Source organism: Phytoamicus setariae, from assembly GCF_016722925.1.
Taxonomy (GTDB): domain Bacteria; phylum Pseudomonadota; class Alphaproteobacteria; order Rhizobiales; family Rhizobiaceae; genus Rhizobium_E; species Rhizobium_E setariae.
In genome coordinates this window covers 20,031-36,876 of record NZ_JAEQNC010000004.1, presented here as the reverse complement: position 1 = coordinate 36,876, position 16,846 = coordinate 20,031, and the positions used below count along the sequence as shown (strand labels likewise).

12 protein-coding genes are annotated in these 16,846 nt (G+C 59.7%); 4 read left to right on the top strand and 8 right to left on the bottom strand.

The window, feature by feature from the left end; all coding sequences use genetic code 11:
• Window positions 1-113: 113 nt before the first annotated feature.
• Window positions 114-1,802, bottom strand: coding sequence for an adenylate/guanylate cyclase domain-containing protein (locus tag JJB09_RS07855; RefSeq protein ID WP_201655713.1), 1,689 nt, complete (start codon window positions 1,800-1,802; stop codon window positions 114-116).
• 226 nt (window positions 1,803-2,028) lie between these two features.
• Here JJB09_RS07855 and JJB09_RS07850 point away from each other — a divergent pair, with 226 nt between their 5' ends.
• Both JJB09_RS07850 and JJB09_RS07845 read left to right on the top strand, forming a co-directional pair.
• Window positions 2,029-2,568, top strand: a complete 540-nt coding sequence (locus tag JJB09_RS07850; RefSeq protein ID WP_201655710.1) for a TRAP transporter small permease subunit — start codon at window positions 2,029-2,031, stop codon at window positions 2,566-2,568.
• Window positions 2,569-2,592: 24 nt separating this feature from the next.
• Complete coding sequence (locus JJB09_RS07845; protein WP_201655707.1) at window positions 2,593-4,038, top strand: TRAP transporter large permease subunit; 1,446 nt, start codon at window positions 2,593-2,595, stop codon at window positions 4,036-4,038.
• Between the two features lie 14 nt (window positions 4,039-4,052).
• Here JJB09_RS07845 and JJB09_RS07840 read toward each other — a convergent pair whose 3' ends face one another.
• Window positions 4,053-5,735 carry a phosphoethanolamine transferase gene (locus tag JJB09_RS07840; protein ID WP_201655704.1) on the bottom strand — a complete coding sequence of 561 codons (1,683 nt, stop codon included), beginning with the start codon at window positions 5,733-5,735 and terminating at the stop codon, window positions 4,053-4,055.
• Window positions 5,736-5,846: 111 nt separating this feature from the next.
• Between JJB09_RS07840 and JJB09_RS07835 the strand changes: the two genes are divergently transcribed.
• A complete protein-coding gene (locus JJB09_RS07835; protein WP_201655702.1) occupies window positions 5,847-6,752 on the top strand; it encodes a glycosyl transferase in 906 nt (301 codons plus the stop codon).
• 38 nt (window positions 6,753-6,790) lie between these two features.
• Here the strand turns inward: JJB09_RS07835 and JJB09_RS07830 are convergent, their stop codons facing one another.
• Entirely contained in the window at window positions 6,791-7,861 is a 1,071-nt protein-coding gene (locus JJB09_RS07830; RefSeq protein WP_201656774.1) for a glycosyltransferase family 4 protein, read from the bottom strand.
• Window positions 7,852-8,328, bottom strand: coding sequence for a transcription elongation factor GreA (gene greA / locus JJB09_RS07825; RefSeq protein WP_201655699.1), 477 nt, complete (start codon window positions 8,326-8,328; stop codon window positions 7,852-7,854). The genes JJB09_RS07830 and greA overlap by 10 nt, the downstream gene beginning before the upstream one ends.
• Window positions 8,329-8,573: 245 nt before the next feature.
• Here greA and JJB09_RS07820 point away from each other — a divergent pair, with 245 nt between their 5' ends.
• A complete protein-coding gene (locus JJB09_RS07820; RefSeq protein ID WP_201655696.1) occupies window positions 8,574-9,137 on the top strand; it encodes an SRPBCC family protein in 564 nt (187 codons plus the stop codon).
• On the opposite strand, the gene JJB09_RS07815 is transcribed toward JJB09_RS07820, so the two are convergent.
• The 4 genes from JJB09_RS07815 to JJB09_RS07800 all read right to left on the bottom strand — a co-directional run bounded on the left by JJB09_RS07815 (window position 9,132) and on the right by JJB09_RS07800 (window position 16,763).
• On the bottom strand, window positions 9,132-9,536 hold the full coding sequence (locus tag JJB09_RS07815; RefSeq protein WP_201655693.1) for a GFA family protein: 405 nt from the start codon (window positions 9,534-9,536) through the stop codon (window positions 9,132-9,134). The two genes, JJB09_RS07820 and JJB09_RS07815, sit on opposite strands and share 6 nt — an antisense overlap.
• Before the next feature lie 85 nt (window positions 9,537-9,621).
• Complete coding sequence (gene ppk2 / locus JJB09_RS07810) at window positions 9,622-10,533, bottom strand: polyphosphate kinase 2 (protein WP_201655690.1); 912 nt, start codon at window positions 10,531-10,533, stop codon at window positions 9,622-9,624.
• 122 nt (window positions 10,534-10,655) lie between these two features.
• A complete protein-coding gene (gene carB, locus JJB09_RS07805) occupies window positions 10,656-14,144 on the bottom strand; it encodes a carbamoyl-phosphate synthase large subunit (protein ID WP_201655687.1) in 3,489 nt (1,162 codons plus the stop codon).
• A 249-nt stretch (window positions 14,145-14,393) separates the two neighbouring features.
• Window positions 14,394-16,763, bottom strand: coding sequence for a methyl-accepting chemotaxis protein (locus JJB09_RS07800; RefSeq protein ID WP_201655684.1), 2,370 nt, complete (start codon window positions 16,761-16,763; stop codon window positions 14,394-14,396).
• Between the last annotated feature and the right edge of the window lie 83 nt (window positions 16,764-16,846).

Here is a 16,846-nt window from a genome sequence, read left to right as displayed (position 1 = left end):
TTCAAGGGCGCAGACCGTTATCCACTGATATACCGAAAATTCATGGCAGTATCGCATATTCAGCACAACCCCGGCAATCGCGCGGCGCTGCCTATCGGGGGCGATGGGCGGTTTCAGGAGGCCTTTCCGAGCGCCTCGCTATTCAAATTCATGCCTGCGGCTGGGGTCGTCACGCAGCGTTCGATTTCACCTGCGTTTGGGACGATCCAGGTCTCTACCGTCGCCGTGCGGCCCCGGATCGACAGTTCCTGGCTGGTGTGATCGATGAAAGTCACATTGGCTTGCCTGACAACTTCGGCCGATACGGCCAGTTCGGCATCATGCTCCTTGGCGAGACCCTCAAGGCGGCTGGCAATGTTGATGGTGTCACCGATCGCAGTGAGCGACGCAGCCCTGCCGTGCCCCATGCGGCCGACGATCGCCGACCCCGCATGCAGGCCGATGGCGATGCGCAGGGGCGTGTCGAGTTCGGCATTGAAGGACCTGTTGAGGGCTTCGAGTTCAGCGGAGAGCCGGGCGGCGCAGAGCAGCGCCTGCCTGCATGCCTTGTTCAGGGGCGTGTCGAGGCCGAACAGGGCGATCGCGCCGTCGCCGATGAATTTGTCCACGACCCCGCCTGTGCCTTCGACCACGTCATCGACCATGGCGAAGTAGCGATTGAGCAGGAAAACGACGTCGTAGGGCAGCTTCTGTTCGCTCAGTTCCGTAAAGCCCCGCAGATCGCAGAACAGCGCGGCGACCATGCGTTCGCGTCCCGCCGCCTTGTCCGGCGCATTCTGCGCTGTAAATACCAGCCCGTCAGCCTCGACCAAGGGCAGAACCGTCAGATTGTGGTTGGGACGAAGCTGGCAGGCAAGGCGAACATCATCCGGTGCACCGATGCTCGCGAGTGTGGCGCGTTCGCGTTCCTGCGGCGCCGGCTGTCCTTCAAGGCCTTCCAGGATCTGGATACGGCACGTCGAACATCGCCCCCGGCCACCGCAGATCGAAACATGCGGAATGCCGGCTGCCCGGCTTACTTCCAGAACGCTGAGGCCGGGACTGATGGGAACCCGCTTGCTGCCAAAATAGGTGATCTCGATGCGGTCGCGGCTGGGAATGATTTTCATCAACAGAATGATGCCAATCAGGCTGCCGAGAACCAGGTAGAACGCCGCCAGTATGCTGGGGATAGTCGCGGGATCCGTTTTGGGGCGATAGTCCAGAAACGGGGGCAGGGAGGTGATGAACCTGCCGCCGGCGTAGACGCCGAGAAATGCCACCAGGGGCACGATCACCGCTGCCATATGAAACAGCGGGGCGATGCGCGGAAACCAGGATCTTGCCCGGAGCCAGAACCACAGACCGAGGCAGCCATGCGTCCAAGCCACGATCACTGCTATTGCGTACCAAAGCCGATTGCCGGGCGTCGCCCAAACGACCGCCAGCACCTGCGGATAGCCGCGATCATAGCCGGACAAGGCGAATTCAAGGCGCGTGCCCATGACGTGCGAGGCGATCAGGAAAGGTAGTGCCAGCCCAAAGCCGATCTTCAGCACTTCGCCGATCGGCATCCAAAGGGTTTTGCGCCGGTAGAACGCATCCAGTGCCGATATGAAGTGCACCAAAATGGCGCCGTACAGCAGGATTGTGCCGGGCCAGCTTCGCCATACCTGGTTGAAGAAAGCACGCCCCGTTTCCATCATGCTGACTGAGGAAAGGCCCAGGGCATGGTTCGTGAAGTGCATGGTCAGGAAAACAAGCAGCACGATCCCGGAGGCGATGTGCATCTTTGTCTTTGTGGCCGTGCTGATAAGGGTCAATTCTGCAGCCTGTGTTCTCGGCGATCCATTGGTTAGTTCTGCAACAAACCGGCTGCCGTTGGTAGTCATAGTTTGGTGATCGCAGTGTTCGCCGGACGGGTAGCCGCCGAACCCGTTCTTTAGTCGAATGGCCGCTGTCTTTCCAAGCCAGCATTCTTCGTCTAAGGATTCGGTCAGGGGAGTTCCGCGTAGACCAAAATGGCGTGCGGAGATATCGGGAGGAAGTATGCAGGCTCTGCTGGCACTGAGCGCAAGCATCGATGCCCTGTCGAAAAAATTCGGACAGATCGCCGACTACATGGTGCTGTTCTGCGCGTTGATCAGCGCCGGCAACGCGATCGTACGCTACCTGTTCTCGATGAGCTCCAACGGCTGGTTGGAAATCCAGTGGTACATGTTCGCCGTCATCGTGCTGATGGGCGCATCCTACACCTTGAAAATGAACGAGCATGTGCGGGTGGATATCTTTTACGGATCCATCAGCGACCGCGCCCGGCTGTGGGTGGACCTGTTTGGCATCGTCTTTTTCCTGCTGCCGATTACGGCCTATTTCACCTGGCTCTGCTGGCCGTTCTTTCATGAGGCTTGGCGCAACGGCGAACAATCGCTGAATGCCGGCGGGCTCATCCGCTGGCCGGTCAAGCTGGTGCTGGTGGCCGGTTTTGCCTTGCTGACATTGCAAGGCATTTCCGAACTCATCAAGCGCATTGCCGCGCTCGCGGGTGTCGTCAGGATCGACACGACATACGAAAAACCGTTGCAGTGATCCGGCGCGCGGACGAGGGGCCTTATGTTTGAATTCGGAATCATTCCACCGCTGATGTTCTTCGGCATGGTGGTCTTCATGCTGTATGGTTTTCCCGTGGCGTTTTCGCTGGCGGCGGTGGGGCTATTTTTCGGCATCGTCGGCATCGCCACGGGCCATTTCGAGCCGATCTTCCTGGAGGCGCTGCCGTTCCGCTTCTACGGCATCATTTCCAACGAGTTGCTGCTCGCCATTCCATTCTTCACCTTCATGGGGGCGATCCTCGAACGATGCGGGCTGGCGGAGGATCTGCTCGAAGGTACAGGCAAACTATTTGGCGCCATACCCGGCGGGCTGGCCTTTGCCGTGATCATCGTCGGCGCGATCCTCGGCGCCATCACCGGCACGGTCGCAGCGTCGGTCATCACCATGGGGATGATCTCGCTGCCGATCATGCAGCGCTACGGTTATAACATGAAGCTGGCGACCGGCGTCATTGCTGCGTCGGGTACGATTACGCAGCTCATTCCGCCGTCGCTGGTGCTGGTGGTGCTGGCAGACCAGCTCGGCAGGTCCGTCGGCGACATGTACAAGGGCGCTATCGGGCCCTCGATGCTGCAGGTGGCGATCTTCATTCTCTATATCGCGCTGATCGCGATTTTCCGCCCGAATATGATGCCTCCCATCCCCAAGGAGGAACGCGGCGATCTGGATGCGAAACTGATCGGCCGGGTGCTGATGGGGATGATACCGTCAATCGTGCTGATCTTCCTGGTGCTGGGTACCATCTTCATGGGACTGGCGACGCCCACCGAAGCCGGTGCGCTCGGCGTCGTCGGCGCCATGTTGCTGGCGGCGATGAACCGTCGACTGACCTGGCCGCTGATCCGCGAAGGCATGTCGACGACCATGCGCATCACCTCGATGGTGGTGTTCATCCTGATCGGCTCCACGGTCTTCAGCCTGGTGTTTCAGGGCATGGACGGCTCGCGCTGGATCGAACACCTGTTGACCGGCATGCCCGGAGGTGCCATCGGCTTCCTGATTTTTGTCAACATCTTCATCTTCGTGCTGGCGTTCTTCCTCGATTTCTTCGAGATCGCCTTCATCATTGTACCGATGCTGGCGCCGGTTGCTTCGGCGCTCGGCATCGATCTCGTCTGGTTCGGGGTGCTGCTGTGCGTCAACATGCAGACGAGCTTCATGCACCCGCCCTTCGGCTTTGCGCTCTTTTATCTCCGGGGGATCGCGCCGCCTTCGGTCAAAACATCGGATATCTATCTCGGGGCGTTGCCGTGGGTCGCCATGCAGTTGATCCTCGTGGCGATCGTGATCTTCTGGCCGCAGTCGGTGACCTACTGGCTCGACGACGGGCCGAAAATCGACCCCAGCAAAGTGGAGATAAAGATCGATCTGCCGGGGCTCGGAGGCGATCCCGCCAACGGCTTGAACGGTCTCCCCGGCCTGGAAATGCCGCCGCCTGTAAAGTGAAGGATTGAGAGGGCTCAGCCGCCCGCCGGCTCCGCGATGTGCGACCGGCCGGGAATGTAGGGTCGCTTGTCGATGATGCGCTCCCACGGCTTGAAGTTGGGGCCGAGCAGGTTGAACTGCGGCATGTCGTACCTGGTCTTGACGCCAAGCATCGAAAGCAGGGTCCAGTCCAGTTCATCGGTCTGGTACGGCCGGTTCTCGAGCGCCTGCTTGTTCGCCAGCAGCGCCGCGTCGCTCTTCGTCCACAGGAACATCGGGACGGTGAACCCGCTTTCGAACTTGAACTGGTGCCCCCACATGCTGGTGAAGTGGCCAACGTCCTGCGCGTGATCCGAGACGTAGAGCATTTCCGCATTCGGATTGGAGACCTTGTCGAGTTGTCCGATCACCGACGACAGGAAAAAATCGGTATAGAGGATGGTGTTGTCGTAGGTGTTGCGCGCATCTCGCAACTTACCCCATTTTTCGGCCATGGCCTTGGAAACGGCATCGTCCACATTGTCGAACTTTGCAAAAGCAGGTGGGTAGCGCAGGCTGTAATGCTGGTGCGAGCCGATCGAGTGGATGATGATGAATTTCAGCTTTGCCGGGTCACCCAGCGCCTTGTCGACTTCGGGAAGCAGATTCTCGTCGATGCTGGTGTCGCTGCGCTGGCCGAGCCCGTGGTTGACCAGCTTGAAGTAGTCTGCCTCCTTGCCGAAGACGGTGTTGAGGTAGAAATCGTTCTGGTTCGATAGCCAGAACACCTTGTAGCCGGCGGCTTTGGCAAGAAGGATAACGTCGGGTTCGGTCTTCCACTTGCCGCCAATGCTGTGGCTTGCGCCAGTGAGCAGGCGGGTAACCTCGACGATCGTGCTGCCGAAGGACGACACGGTGTCGGGGAAAAGCACAAGCCGGTCGCGCATGGCTTCTAGCAACGGCGTGGTTTTGCGTTCATAGCCGAACAGCGACCAATCCGATTTGTTCGAACTCTCGCCGATCACGAAAACGACGGTCTTTTCCTGCGGTCCGGCATATCGCGGCTCCCAGCTGTCTACCTTCTTGACTGCTTCGCCCCGAGCGGCGACGAGTTCCACCCGAGCGGCTTCCTGGGCGCGGAGATCCTTGTAGAACTTTGCCCAGCGAGTCACCGGATCGGCGCGGGCGACGACATTGTTGCTGTGATAGGCGAGGGGCAGGATGATCAGAGTCAGTCCCACCACGATCGCGGTCCAGCGTGGCATGCTCAGCTTTTCCAGTTGGCGTCCAAATCCGCGCATCAGTCGCATAAAGAGGTAGGCAATCGCGGGAACGAGGAACATCATCGGGATGAGCAGGGGCAGCGTTTCGCCCAGATACTCGGTCGTCTCGTTGATGTTCGCGTTGCTGACCGCCTCGACGACAACCGGTGACTCCAACGCCAGCCCGTAGCGTGCGATGGTGAAGCTGACGGCGGCAAAATCCACCACCCATATCAGGGCCCAGACGAAGTACAGCGCATAGCCGTAGCGGGCATAGCGTGACGCGACAATGGACAGGCCCCAGGCGGGCATGGCCATGAAGAGAACCGACAGACCATTGACACTTGCAACGCGCGTCGGCGCACCGCTGATATGCAGGATAAAGTAAATCAGCGCATAAAGACCGACGAAGGCAATTGCGAATCTGAGAAAGACGTTGGTCGTCAGCCAGCGGATGCTCGCGGGTAGGGATGCCATGTTTCTGTCCAGTTAGCGCCAGTGGCGGATAGGGGGCGGGTGTTAACAGTTCACCCGGATCGTGGCAATAGAAGGGACTCGGCCGCAATGGCCACAGGAGTAGACGAGCGCATGACATCGAAAACGGGGCGGCCTTTGCGGCGGCGGATAACCAAGCTCCTTGCGCGCCTGCTGCTCGGCGGCAGCCGGGCGCATTACCATTCGTGGCTGCCATCCCTTTCTATAGTCGGGCGTGAAGCGGGGGCGCCCGGAACCGTTCGCTTCCGCGGGGCACACGAAATCTCGCTGCGGTCGAGCGATATGCTTGCAGAGCGGGCCGGCGATCGCATCGTCATCATCGGTTCCGGACCCTCCGTCAACAGTGTCGAACTTGCCCGATTGCCATCGAAGAGTTCCATCCTGCTCAACGGCGCGATCGGTCTCGTTGGCGAGAAAATAGCCATGCCGCTTGCTATCGCCATCGAGGACGAGCGGTTCATCTGGCGGCATTTCGACATGATCCGCGACAGGCTGGCAATCGATGTGCCCTGCCTTTTTTCGCCGGGGGTGCTGCGGGCGCTCTACGAAATCGACAAGGGCTGGCTGACCGGGCGGCAGGTCGTATTGATCGATGATATCCGCAAGCCCTATGGCGCACCGTGCCGCAGGGACGCCGACTTGCGACAACTCGATTTTGTCACGCTGAGCGCGGACGGCAAGGCCGGATTTTCGACTGCCCCCGACCGGGGCGTTTTCCAGGGCGGATCGGTGGTGATATCGGCGCTGCAATTTGCTTTAGCGTCGCCGGCGCGGCATATCGGCCTTGTCGGCATCGACATATCCAACGCCGATGCGCCGCGTTTTTACGAGAAAAAAGGCTCCATGGCATTTTCGGGCATCGCGGGTGCGGAGGCGCGGATCCTCGCACACATTGCGCTCGCCAAGGAGGTTGCCGAGCGCAACGGCGTCGAGCTGGTCAATCACTCGGCCGTTTCGGCCTTGCGATCGATCGGCCTGGAATATGTCTCGTTCGATTGATTTGGCCGCGGCATTTTTTGCAACGGCCGCATACTGACTTAGCGTTCGCCCGCGAGAGTCGCTTCATAGACGGCGCTGACGCCCTTTACTTCGCCGCCGATCTCGAAGTGCGTCGTCACATGCGCGAGCGCATTCTCGCCGTGGCGCTTGGCGCGGCCGGGGTCGGCGAGGTAGGGTTCTATAGCGTTTCTCAGCGCGTCTCCGTCGCCAGCCGGTACGATCATGCCAGTGCTGCCGGAGACGTTCATTTCCGCATAGGCGCCTGCATCGCTCGTCACCGTGGCGGTAGCGGAGGCCATTGCCTCGAGAGGCGTCAGGCCGAAGCCTTCGTTGCGCGACGGCGCCACGAACAGCGAGAAACGGCGATACCACAGCTTGACGTCATCGACCTCGCCAAGAAAGACGATCCGGTCGGTAAGCCCGGCTTTGGCAATGCGCTCTTCGAGTTCTGCGTGGAACCCCTCGTGTTCTGCGGTGACGCGGCCGGTGATGATGGCGGTCCAGTCGTGGTAATGCGGTAGAAGGGCGATCATCGCATCGACGAAAAGGTCCGTGCCCTTCTGGTGTCTAATGCGGCCGGAACAGCCGATCGCGTATTTTCCCGGCAGGCCCGAAGCCGAGAAAAGGTCGTCGTTGGTCCGTGGCGGATGAAACAGTGTTGTGTCGATGCCGTGCATGACGACGGTATGCGGCACTTCCAGGAAGGCACCGGAGCGGCCGGACGTAGCGATGACGCCGTCCATTCGCCTGATCATTGCCTTGGTGAAGTCTGTGTGGTTGCGTTGCGCGGCCGACGTGAAGACGAGCTTCATCGGCATGCGCAGCACGTCTCGGAGAAAGATACCCGCCACCATCTCGATGTTGCGACGCGCATGCCAGATGCGCTTTTTGCCGCTGGATGGCCGCACCCAGCATTGCAGCAGGTCACGGTATCGGAGTTTGGGAAGGTCGTCCGGCAAGCCGGGGCCAAGCGTGGATATTTTCACGCCGGCCTCAAGCTGCTTCGGTATCAACTGGACGACCGTCGATGTCACACCGGATAGACGCCGCTTGAAATGCGGCGCGATGACTTCGATGTCGGAAATAGCCATGCGGGGCCTCAGCCCCAGGCGAGGCCAATGATTTCGTAGGCCTTGGAGCCGCCGGGTGCGTTGACTTCGATTGAGTCACCGACCTCCTTGCCAATCAATGCACGGGCAATCGGCGAAGAGATCGAAATACGGCCTGCCTTTACATCGGCTTCCTGGTCGCCGACGATCTGGTAGTTCTTTTCCTCTTCGGTGTCCTCGTCGATGAGCTTGACGCGTGCGCCAAACTTGACCGTGGTTCCAGACATTTTGGAAAGGTCGATGACTTCGGCGCGAGCGATCAGATCTTCAAGTTCGCCAACCCGGCCTTCATTGTGGCTCTGGGCTTCCTTGGCGGCGTGATACTCGGCATTTTCCGACAAATCGCCGTGGGCACGGGCTTCGGAAATTGCCTCGATGATCCGGGGACGCTCTTCCTGCTGACGCCAGCGGAGTTCTTCGTTGAGCTTGACAAAGCCACTCTGCGTCATCGGCACTTTTTCAATCATTTCCATCGTCCTTAGCATTCGGTGCCCCATCCAATCGGGCACAAAAAGAAAACGGTCCCAGAAGCGCAAGCTTCAGAACCGTCCATAAGCATTCGTGTTCTTATAGCAGAATCATCAGCTCAATTGCGAGGAAATTCTTTGCCCGATTTTCCTGCTTGTGGTCGCGTGGTCCTCGACCTACATTTTCATACGGTCCGAAACTATTGCCCGAACATGTCCGCCCCCCTGTGTGATGGAGTTAAGGAATGCTCAATGTCCTTTTGTATGTTCTCGTTCTGGCGCTGCTACTCCTGCTTGTTCTTGTGATCTTCGCGATACGCAGGCCCAATGAGTTTTCCATCAGCCGGGCGATCATGATCAGAGCGCCGGCAGAGACCGTTTTCCCACTCATCGATGACTTCCGCCAATGGCCCAGCTGGTCGCCATGGGAAAGGCTGGACCCCGCCATGAAACGATCGCTCAGCGGTTCGCCAAGCGGCTCCGGCGCCGTTTATGAGTGGGAGGGAAACAAACAGGTTGGTGCAGGGCGCATGGAAATCCTTTCCACCACCCCGTCCTCGCGGGTCGACATCAAACTGAGCTTCTACAAGCCATTCCGGGCGGAGAACCGGACAACGTTCTCGCTTACGCCCCAACATGGCGGAACGCAGGTGAATTGGGAGATGAGCGGCACCAACAACCTTATGTTCAAGATCATGGGCATCCTGATGAACATGGACAAGATGGTGGGCCGCGACTTCGAAAGGGGGCTCGCGGCCATGAAGGCAAGAGCAGAGACCGAAGCTTCGCTCAACGCCACGCCGTCATAGATAGGATGTAATCTTTGGCTGGTTCCACCAGTTGTCATGCAGGCCATCCATGTATTTGACGGGCAGGACGGCCAGTTCTTCGGGTGTCACGTCCTCCAGGCAGGGTATGCTAACAGCGTAGTAGGCGCCGCCGATCTGTTCGACATAGCCGCTGCCATAGGCGTGCAGACCGCAGGTCTTGCAGAAGCGGTGGTGGGCGCTGTTGGTTCCAAACTGGTAGTCCGACGTTTCGACCTCGTCGCAGAGGAGTCGGAATTCTTCCGGCTTGATCGTGACGCTCCAGTTGCGCACCTTCGCGCAGTAGGAGCAATTGCATCGGCCGGTACCCTGGCTGAAATCTATATCCGCCTCAAACCGAACTTTTCCGCAATGGCAGCTGCCACGATAGGTCTTCTTCACCTCTGTTCTCCTTGGCCTCGGTGGATCATGGAACGATACTAAGGCGCTATGCTGACAAATAATGTCAGCATAGCCTCGCCAAGCGTCAATAAACCTTCGGGACAAACATCTCCGGCGGAACGGGCTGGCGATGGTAGTCTTCGTGGCGAATTCGTTCCGGGAGCTCGACCGGTGGCTTGGGAACATCCTGGTAGGGAACCTGGCTCAGCAAGTGGGCGATACAGTTCAGCCGCGCCTTCTTCTTGTCGACCGCTTCGACGACCCACCACGGCGTTTCCGCCGTGTGGGTTCGAGCCAGCATCTCTTCCTTGGCCTTTGTGTAGTCTTCCCAGTGTTTCCGGCTTTCCATGTCCATCGGCGACAGCTTCCACTGCTTGAGCGGGTCGTGGATGCGCATGTTGAAGCGGAACTCCTGTTCCTCGTCCGTGATCGAGAACCAGTATTTGATCAAGACGATGCCGGAACGAACGAGCATGCGCTCGAATTCCGGAACGGAGCGGAAGAATTCTTCCAGTTCGTCCGAAGTGCAGAAGCCCATGACACGCTCGACGCCGGCGCGATTGTACCAACTGCGGTCAAAGAGAACCATTTCTCCCGCTGAGGGTAGATGGGGGATATAGCGCTGGAAATACCATTGATTGCGTTCGCGTTCAGTCGGCGCAGGCAGCGCCACGACCCGGCAAACGCGGGGATTGAGCCGTTGTGTGACGCGCTTGATCGCGCCGCCCTTGCCGGCGGAATCCCGGCCCTCGAAGATCACCACGACCTTGAGCTTCTGGTGCTGGATCCAGTCCTGCAGTTTCACAAGATCATGCTGCAGGCGAAAGAGTTCTCGGAAATAAATCCTGCGGTCGAGCGATTGTTCCGCAGGCTCGGACATGCCCTCGGCGACGAGTTCGTCGAGGCGGTCCTCCTCCAACTGCATTTCGAGTTCTTCGTCGAAACTGTCGGCGATTTCCGCCTTGATGCGATCAAGTTGTTCCTGGTGATTTAGCATGGCTTGCTTCCCTGTCATGTCAGCAGAAGGAAGCAGGATTTCGCGACTGTTTCGTGACAGGCGCTTGAAATCATCAACCCCTCCGGCGCCTCGCAAGGAGGCGCCGGAGGGGTCATTGTTGATCAGGCGAAATAGGCCTGCAGCGGCAGAACCTCGAGGTTGCCGGCCTTCAGCGCGCGAATGGCTTCCGCGGCCGAAAGCGCGCCCGACATCGTCGTGTAGTAGGGCACCTTCTGCATCAGGGCCGCGCGGCGCAGCGACTTGGAATCCGAGATCGCCTTGTTGCCGTCGGTCGTGTTGATCACCAGCTGGACCTGACGGTTGCGGATTGCGTCCTCGATGTGCGGACGACCTTCCAGAACCTTGTTGATCTTGGTGGAGGCAATGCCGTTGTCGGAGAGGAAACGCTGGGTGCCGCCTGTCGCGAGCACCTTGAAGCCGATCTCGTCGAGGATACGGATGGCGGGCAGCACGCGCTCCTTGTCGCTGTCACGCACCGATACGAACACCGTACCCGAGCGCGGCAGTTCGACGCCGGCCCCGAGTTGCGACTTGGCAAACGCCAGTGCGAAATCGGTATCGAGCCCGATGACTTCACCTGTGGAGCGCATTTCCGGGCCGAGCAGTGTGTCGACGCCCGGGAAGCGGGCAAACGGGAACACGGCTTCCTTGACCGCGATGTGCTTGAGATTGCGCGGATCGGGCTTTTCGTCGACATAGGCGGAAAACGCGGTGTCGAGCGTTTCGCCAGCCATGACGCGGGCGGCGATCTTGGCGATCGGTGCGCCGATGGTCTTGGCGACGAAGGGCACCGTGCGCGAGGCGCGCGGATTGACTTCGAGAATGTAGATCACGTCGTCCTTGATAGCATACTGGACGTTCATGAAGCCGCCTACATTCAGCGCCTTGGCAAGCGACCGCGTCTGGATCTCCAACTGATCGAGGATTTCCTTCGAGAGCGTACGCGGCGGCAGCGAACAGGCCGAGTCGCCTGAATGGATGCCGGCCTCCTCGATATGTTCCATGATGCCGCAGACGTAGACGTCCTTGCCGTCGGCAAGGCAGTCGACATCGACTTCGATGGCGTTGGTCAGGTAGCTGTCGAACAAAAGCGGGTTCTTGCCGAGCAGCGTGTTGATCTGGCCGGTCTTGTCATTGGGATAGCGGGCCTTGATATCCTCGGGAACGAGTTCCGGCACGGTGTCGAGCAGGTACTTCTGCAGCATCGATTCCGAATGGATGATCTGCATGGCCCGGCCGCCGAGAACATAGGAAGGACGCACGACCAGCGGAAAGCCGATTTCGGCAGCAACGAGACGGGACTGCTCGACCGAATAGGCGATGCCGTTGTTGGGCTGGGTCATGTCGAGCTTCATCAACAGCTTCTGGAAGCGGTCGCGATCTTCGGCAAGGTCGATCATGTCGGGCGCAGTGCCGAGGATCGGAATGCCGGCGCGTTCCAGCGCATCGGCTAGCTTGAGCGGTGTCTGGCCGCCGAACTGGACGATAACGCCTAGCAGTTCGCCGCGCTCCTGTTCGATCTTGAGGATCTCGATGACGTCTTCGGCTGTCAGTGGCTCGAAATAGAGGCGATCCGAAGTGTCGTAGTCAGTGGAAACCGTTTCCGGGTTGCAGTTGACCATGATCGCTTCGAAGCCGGCGTCCTTGAGCGCAAAGGCGGCATGGCAGCAGCAATAGTCGAACTCGATACCCTGACCGATGCGGTTGGGGCCGCCGCCAAGAATGACAACCTTCTTGCGATCGGAAATCTCGGCTTCGGAGCGCGCCACGCCAACGAAGGGTGTTTCATAGGTCGAATACATGTAGGCAGTCGGTGAGGCAAATTCTGCCGCGCAGGTGTCGATCCGCTTGTAGACGGGACGGACGTTGAGCGCGTTGCGGATTTCAGCGACTTCCTTCGGGCGCTTGCCGGTCAGCGTGGCAAGGCGTGCATCGGAAAAGCCCATCGACTTCAGCATGCGCAGGTTCTGCGCATCTTCCGGCAGGCCTTGTTCGCGGATGCGGGCCTCCATGTCGACGATGGCCTTGATCTGGGAGATGAACCACGGATCGATCTTGCAGCTCGCATGCACCTCGTCTTCGGTCATGCCAAAGCGCAGCGCCTGGGCAACCTGGCGCAGGCGGTCGGGCGTCGGGGTCCCTATGGCGGCACGAATGGCGTTCTGGTCGTCGCCTTCGCCGATGCCGGGGATCTCGATCTCGTCAAGGCCGGTCAGTCCCGTTTCCAGGCCGCGCAGCGCCTTCTGCAGCGATTCCGCGAATGTACGGCCGATCGCCATGACTTCGCCGACCGACTTCATCGCGGTGGTCAGGGTCGGCTCTGCACCCGGGAATTTTTCGAAGGCAAAGCGCGGGATCTTGGTGACGACGTAGTCGATCGACGGCTCGAACGAAGCAGGGGTCGCACCGCCGGTGATGTCGTTGTCGAGTTCGTCCAGCGTGTAGCCGATCGCGAGCTTGGCGGCGATCTTGGCAATCGGGAAACCCGTGGCCTTGGAAGCGAGCGCCGACGAGCGCGACACGCGCGGGTTCATTTCGATGACGACGAGGCGGCCATTGTCCGGGTTGACGGCGAACTGGACGTTCGAGCCGCCGGTTTCGACGCCGATCTCGCGCAGCACCGCGATCGAGGCGTTGCGCATGATCTGGTATTCCTTGTCGGTCAGCGTCAGCGCGGGCGCGACGGTGATCGAGTCGCCGGTATGCACGCCCATCGGGTCGATGTTCTCGATCGAGCAGATGATGATGCAATTGTCCGCATGATCGCGGACGACTTCCATTTCATATTCCTTCCAGCCGAGTACAGATTCTTCGATCAGCACTTCGGTGGTAGGGGAGGCATCAAGTCCGCTCGCGACGATTTCGAAGAATTCCGAACGATTGTAGGCGATGCCGCCGCCGGTGCCGCCGAGCGTGAAGGACGGGCGGATGATCGCCGGCAGGCCGATTTCATCCAGCGCCTGGGCGGCAATCGCCTGCGCGTGGTTCATGTAGCGTTGCTTGCGGTCGCTCTCGCCGAGGTTCCACTTGTTTTCCAGTGCATCGAGCGCCTTGTCGAGGTCGTCGCCGGAAAGCTCGGCCTTTAGCTTGGCGCGTTCTGCTTCGTGGGTCTTGCGGTCCTGGTCCTTGATTTCGGTGGCGTTCGACAGGACGGATTTCGGCGTTTCGAGCCCAATCCGGGTCATCGCCTCGCGGAACAGCGCGCGATCTTCGGCCATGTCGATGGCAGCGGGCTTGGCGCCGATCATCTCGACATTGTAGCGGTCCAGCACGCCCATGCGCTTGAGAGAAAGCGCCGTGTTGAGCGCCGTCTGGCCGCCCATTGTCGGCAGAAGCGCATCCGGGCGTTCCTTGGCGATGATCTTGGCAACCACTTCAGGCGTGATCGGCTCGACATAGGTCGCATCCGCCAGATCCGGATCGGTCATGATGGTCGCCGGGTTGGAGTTGACCAGGATGACCCGGTAACCCTCTTCCTTCAACGCTTTACAGGCCTGTGTGCCGGAGTAATCGAATTCGCAGGCCTGCCCGATAACAATCGGGCCGGCACCGATGATGAGGATCGATTTGATATCCTGGCGCTTCGGCATGTAATTTTCCATCATTTTGCCTGCGGCAAAGACCGGCGCACGGTACAATACCGGCCGGGGCGCAGGGTGTGGGGTCTTTTAAGGCTAGAAGCGGCTTATAGGGAAATGTCCGTCCAAACGGAACCCCGCTGCGCGAAGTTTTTTCACAATTCCTCAATTATCCCAGCCGACCGAGTTCGCCGTGGTTCAGCAAAACAAAACGGCGGGAATAACCCCGCCGTTCGCATTCGTCTTTCTGGGCGATATTGCTCAGAACTCTTCCCAGTCGCCGCCGGATACAGCTGCCGCTGCGGATGTCCCGCCGAAGGCAGCGGCAAGTTTGCCGCCGAGCGCGCGGGCAGGCGAGGGGGCTGGCCGGGCAACGGCCGTCGCAGCCTTTGGGGCAGAGGCGGCTGTGCGGCTCAGAGGTGCGCGAGCCGGCGCCTGCGCGACGGTTCTCGCAGTCCTGCTGGAGCCTCCGAGATTGAACTGAGCCAACCGTGCCGAGAGCGAGGAAACTTCGGTAACCAGCGTATGCGATGCGGCGTTCGATTCCTCGACCATCGCGGCGTTCTGCTGGGTTGCCTGGTCCATCTGGTTCACGGCTGTGTTGATTTCCTGCAGACCGGTGGACTGTTCGCGCGCGGCCTGGACGATGGCCTGGACGTTCTGGTTGATCTGCTGGACTTCGCCGACGATGGTCTGGAGTGCATCGCCGGTTTGGCCGACGAGGCTGACGCCGCGTTTGACCTGTTCGCCCGAGGACGTGATCAGAGCCTTGATTTCCTTGGCGGCGGTTGCCGACCGCTGGGCCAGTTCGCGGACTTCCTGAGCGACGACGGCAAAACCCTTGCCGGCTTCACCGGCGCGTGCGGCTTCGACGCCAGCGTTCAGTGCCAGGAGATTGGTCTGGAAGGCGATGTCGTCGATGACGCCGATGATGTTGGAAATCGACTGCGACGACTGTTCGATGGCGCTCATCGCCTCGACTGCATTGCGAACGACTTCGCCGGATTTTTCCGCGCCGTCCTTGGTGCGGCCGACGAGATTGCCGGCTTCTTCGGCGCGGCTCGTCGAATCCTTGACCGACGTGGTGATCTCTTCCAGTGCGGCGGCCGTCTCTTCGACCGATGCAGCCTGTTGTTCGGTGCGGCGGGCAAGGTCGTCGGCGGCCGAGCGGATTTCTTCCGAGCCGGACTGGATGACCGAAGCGTTTTCCGAGAAGGAGACGAGTGCTGCCTGCAGCTTTTCGACGGAAACGTTGAAATTGCCGCGGATTTCATCCAGCGCCGAGGTGAACGGACGCTCGAGGCGCACGGTCATGTCGCCGTCCGAGAGCTTGGCGAGGCCGCCTGCAAGTTCGCCGACGGCGAATTTCACTTCCTCTTCCTGGGCGGAATTGATCCGGGCACGTTCGATGCGCTCGGCTTCCTGAGCGGCGCGGCTTGCCTCCGCATCCTTTTCCAGCTGGACCTTGTGACGGTTGTTCTCCAGCAGGATACCGAGCGAACGGGAAAGGTCGCCGAGTTCGTCTTTGCGGTCCTTGTCCTTGATGACTACATCTAGCTTGCCATTCGCAATCTGGTCTGTCTCGCCGATGACGTTCTCAATGCGCTTGATGAACTTGCGGGCGATCAGCCAGCCGCTGATGCCGAGCAACAGGGCTGCCAGAGCGGTGATTGCGGCTGCACTCCATGCCATACTATTGAGCTGGGCAAAGACCGTCGATTTCGGTACGGACACGATTGCGTACCAGTTGCTGTCCGCCGTCAATTTGACAGGGTAGGCGATGGCGAACTGGGTCTGGCCGTCGGGACCAGTGATTTCGTGCTCGACACCGGGATTGGCAATTAGCTTGTCCCAGCCGGCGGCTTTTTCGCCGGCGTCCTTCAGGCTCTTGCCGTTGAGTGATGCATCGGGATGGCTCAGGATGTTGCCGGAGGCGCTGACGAGCCCGAGAAAACCGGTTTCCATCGGATGGACTGCCGAGATGGCCTTGTTGGTTTCGGCAAGTGACAGATCCATGCCCGCAACGCCAACCACTTTACCGTCGATCACGATCGGCTTGGAAACCGAGGTCATCAGCACGTCCTTGCCATCGACGGCGTAGACGTAGGGTTCGATGACGACAGTCTTCTGCTGGGTGAATGGCATCTGGTAATAGTCGCCGGCGCCAGCGACCGTGTAATCCACGAGAGGCGTGTGCTGAACTTTGTCGCCGCTGCGAACCCAGTAGGGGACGTAACGTCCGGTGGTATCGTGACCTTCCTTGCCGACGAAGTCCTTGTCCTTGCCATCGAAGGCGTTGGCTTCCCAGCCTGTCCAGACGCCAAGCGCAACCGGGTTGTCCTTGAGGAAGTTGTTAAGGAGAACATCGGCCTGCTTGCGATCGGGCGCGCCGCTTTCCTTCATTGTGGAAAGGGACGTTTCCAGTCCATCCGCGAGGCTGATCGCCTTGTCCATGGACTTTTCGAGATTCAATGCGTTGGCATTGGCGATCTGGCGCATCTGCTCCAGGCTCGATTGCCTGATGTCATTATAGGCCAGATTAAACAAAACGCCCGAAGCGGCTACAGTTGCCACAACCCCACAAGCAGCGACTGAAAAAATGTTCCGGCTGGTAGCCGACTTAAAGAGCATGCACTTCCCTCCTGATAGAAGGTCGCGACCAGATGTTGATCGTTTTCCTCTGAAATTCCCCTCATCCAAGCCCGCAATCAAAG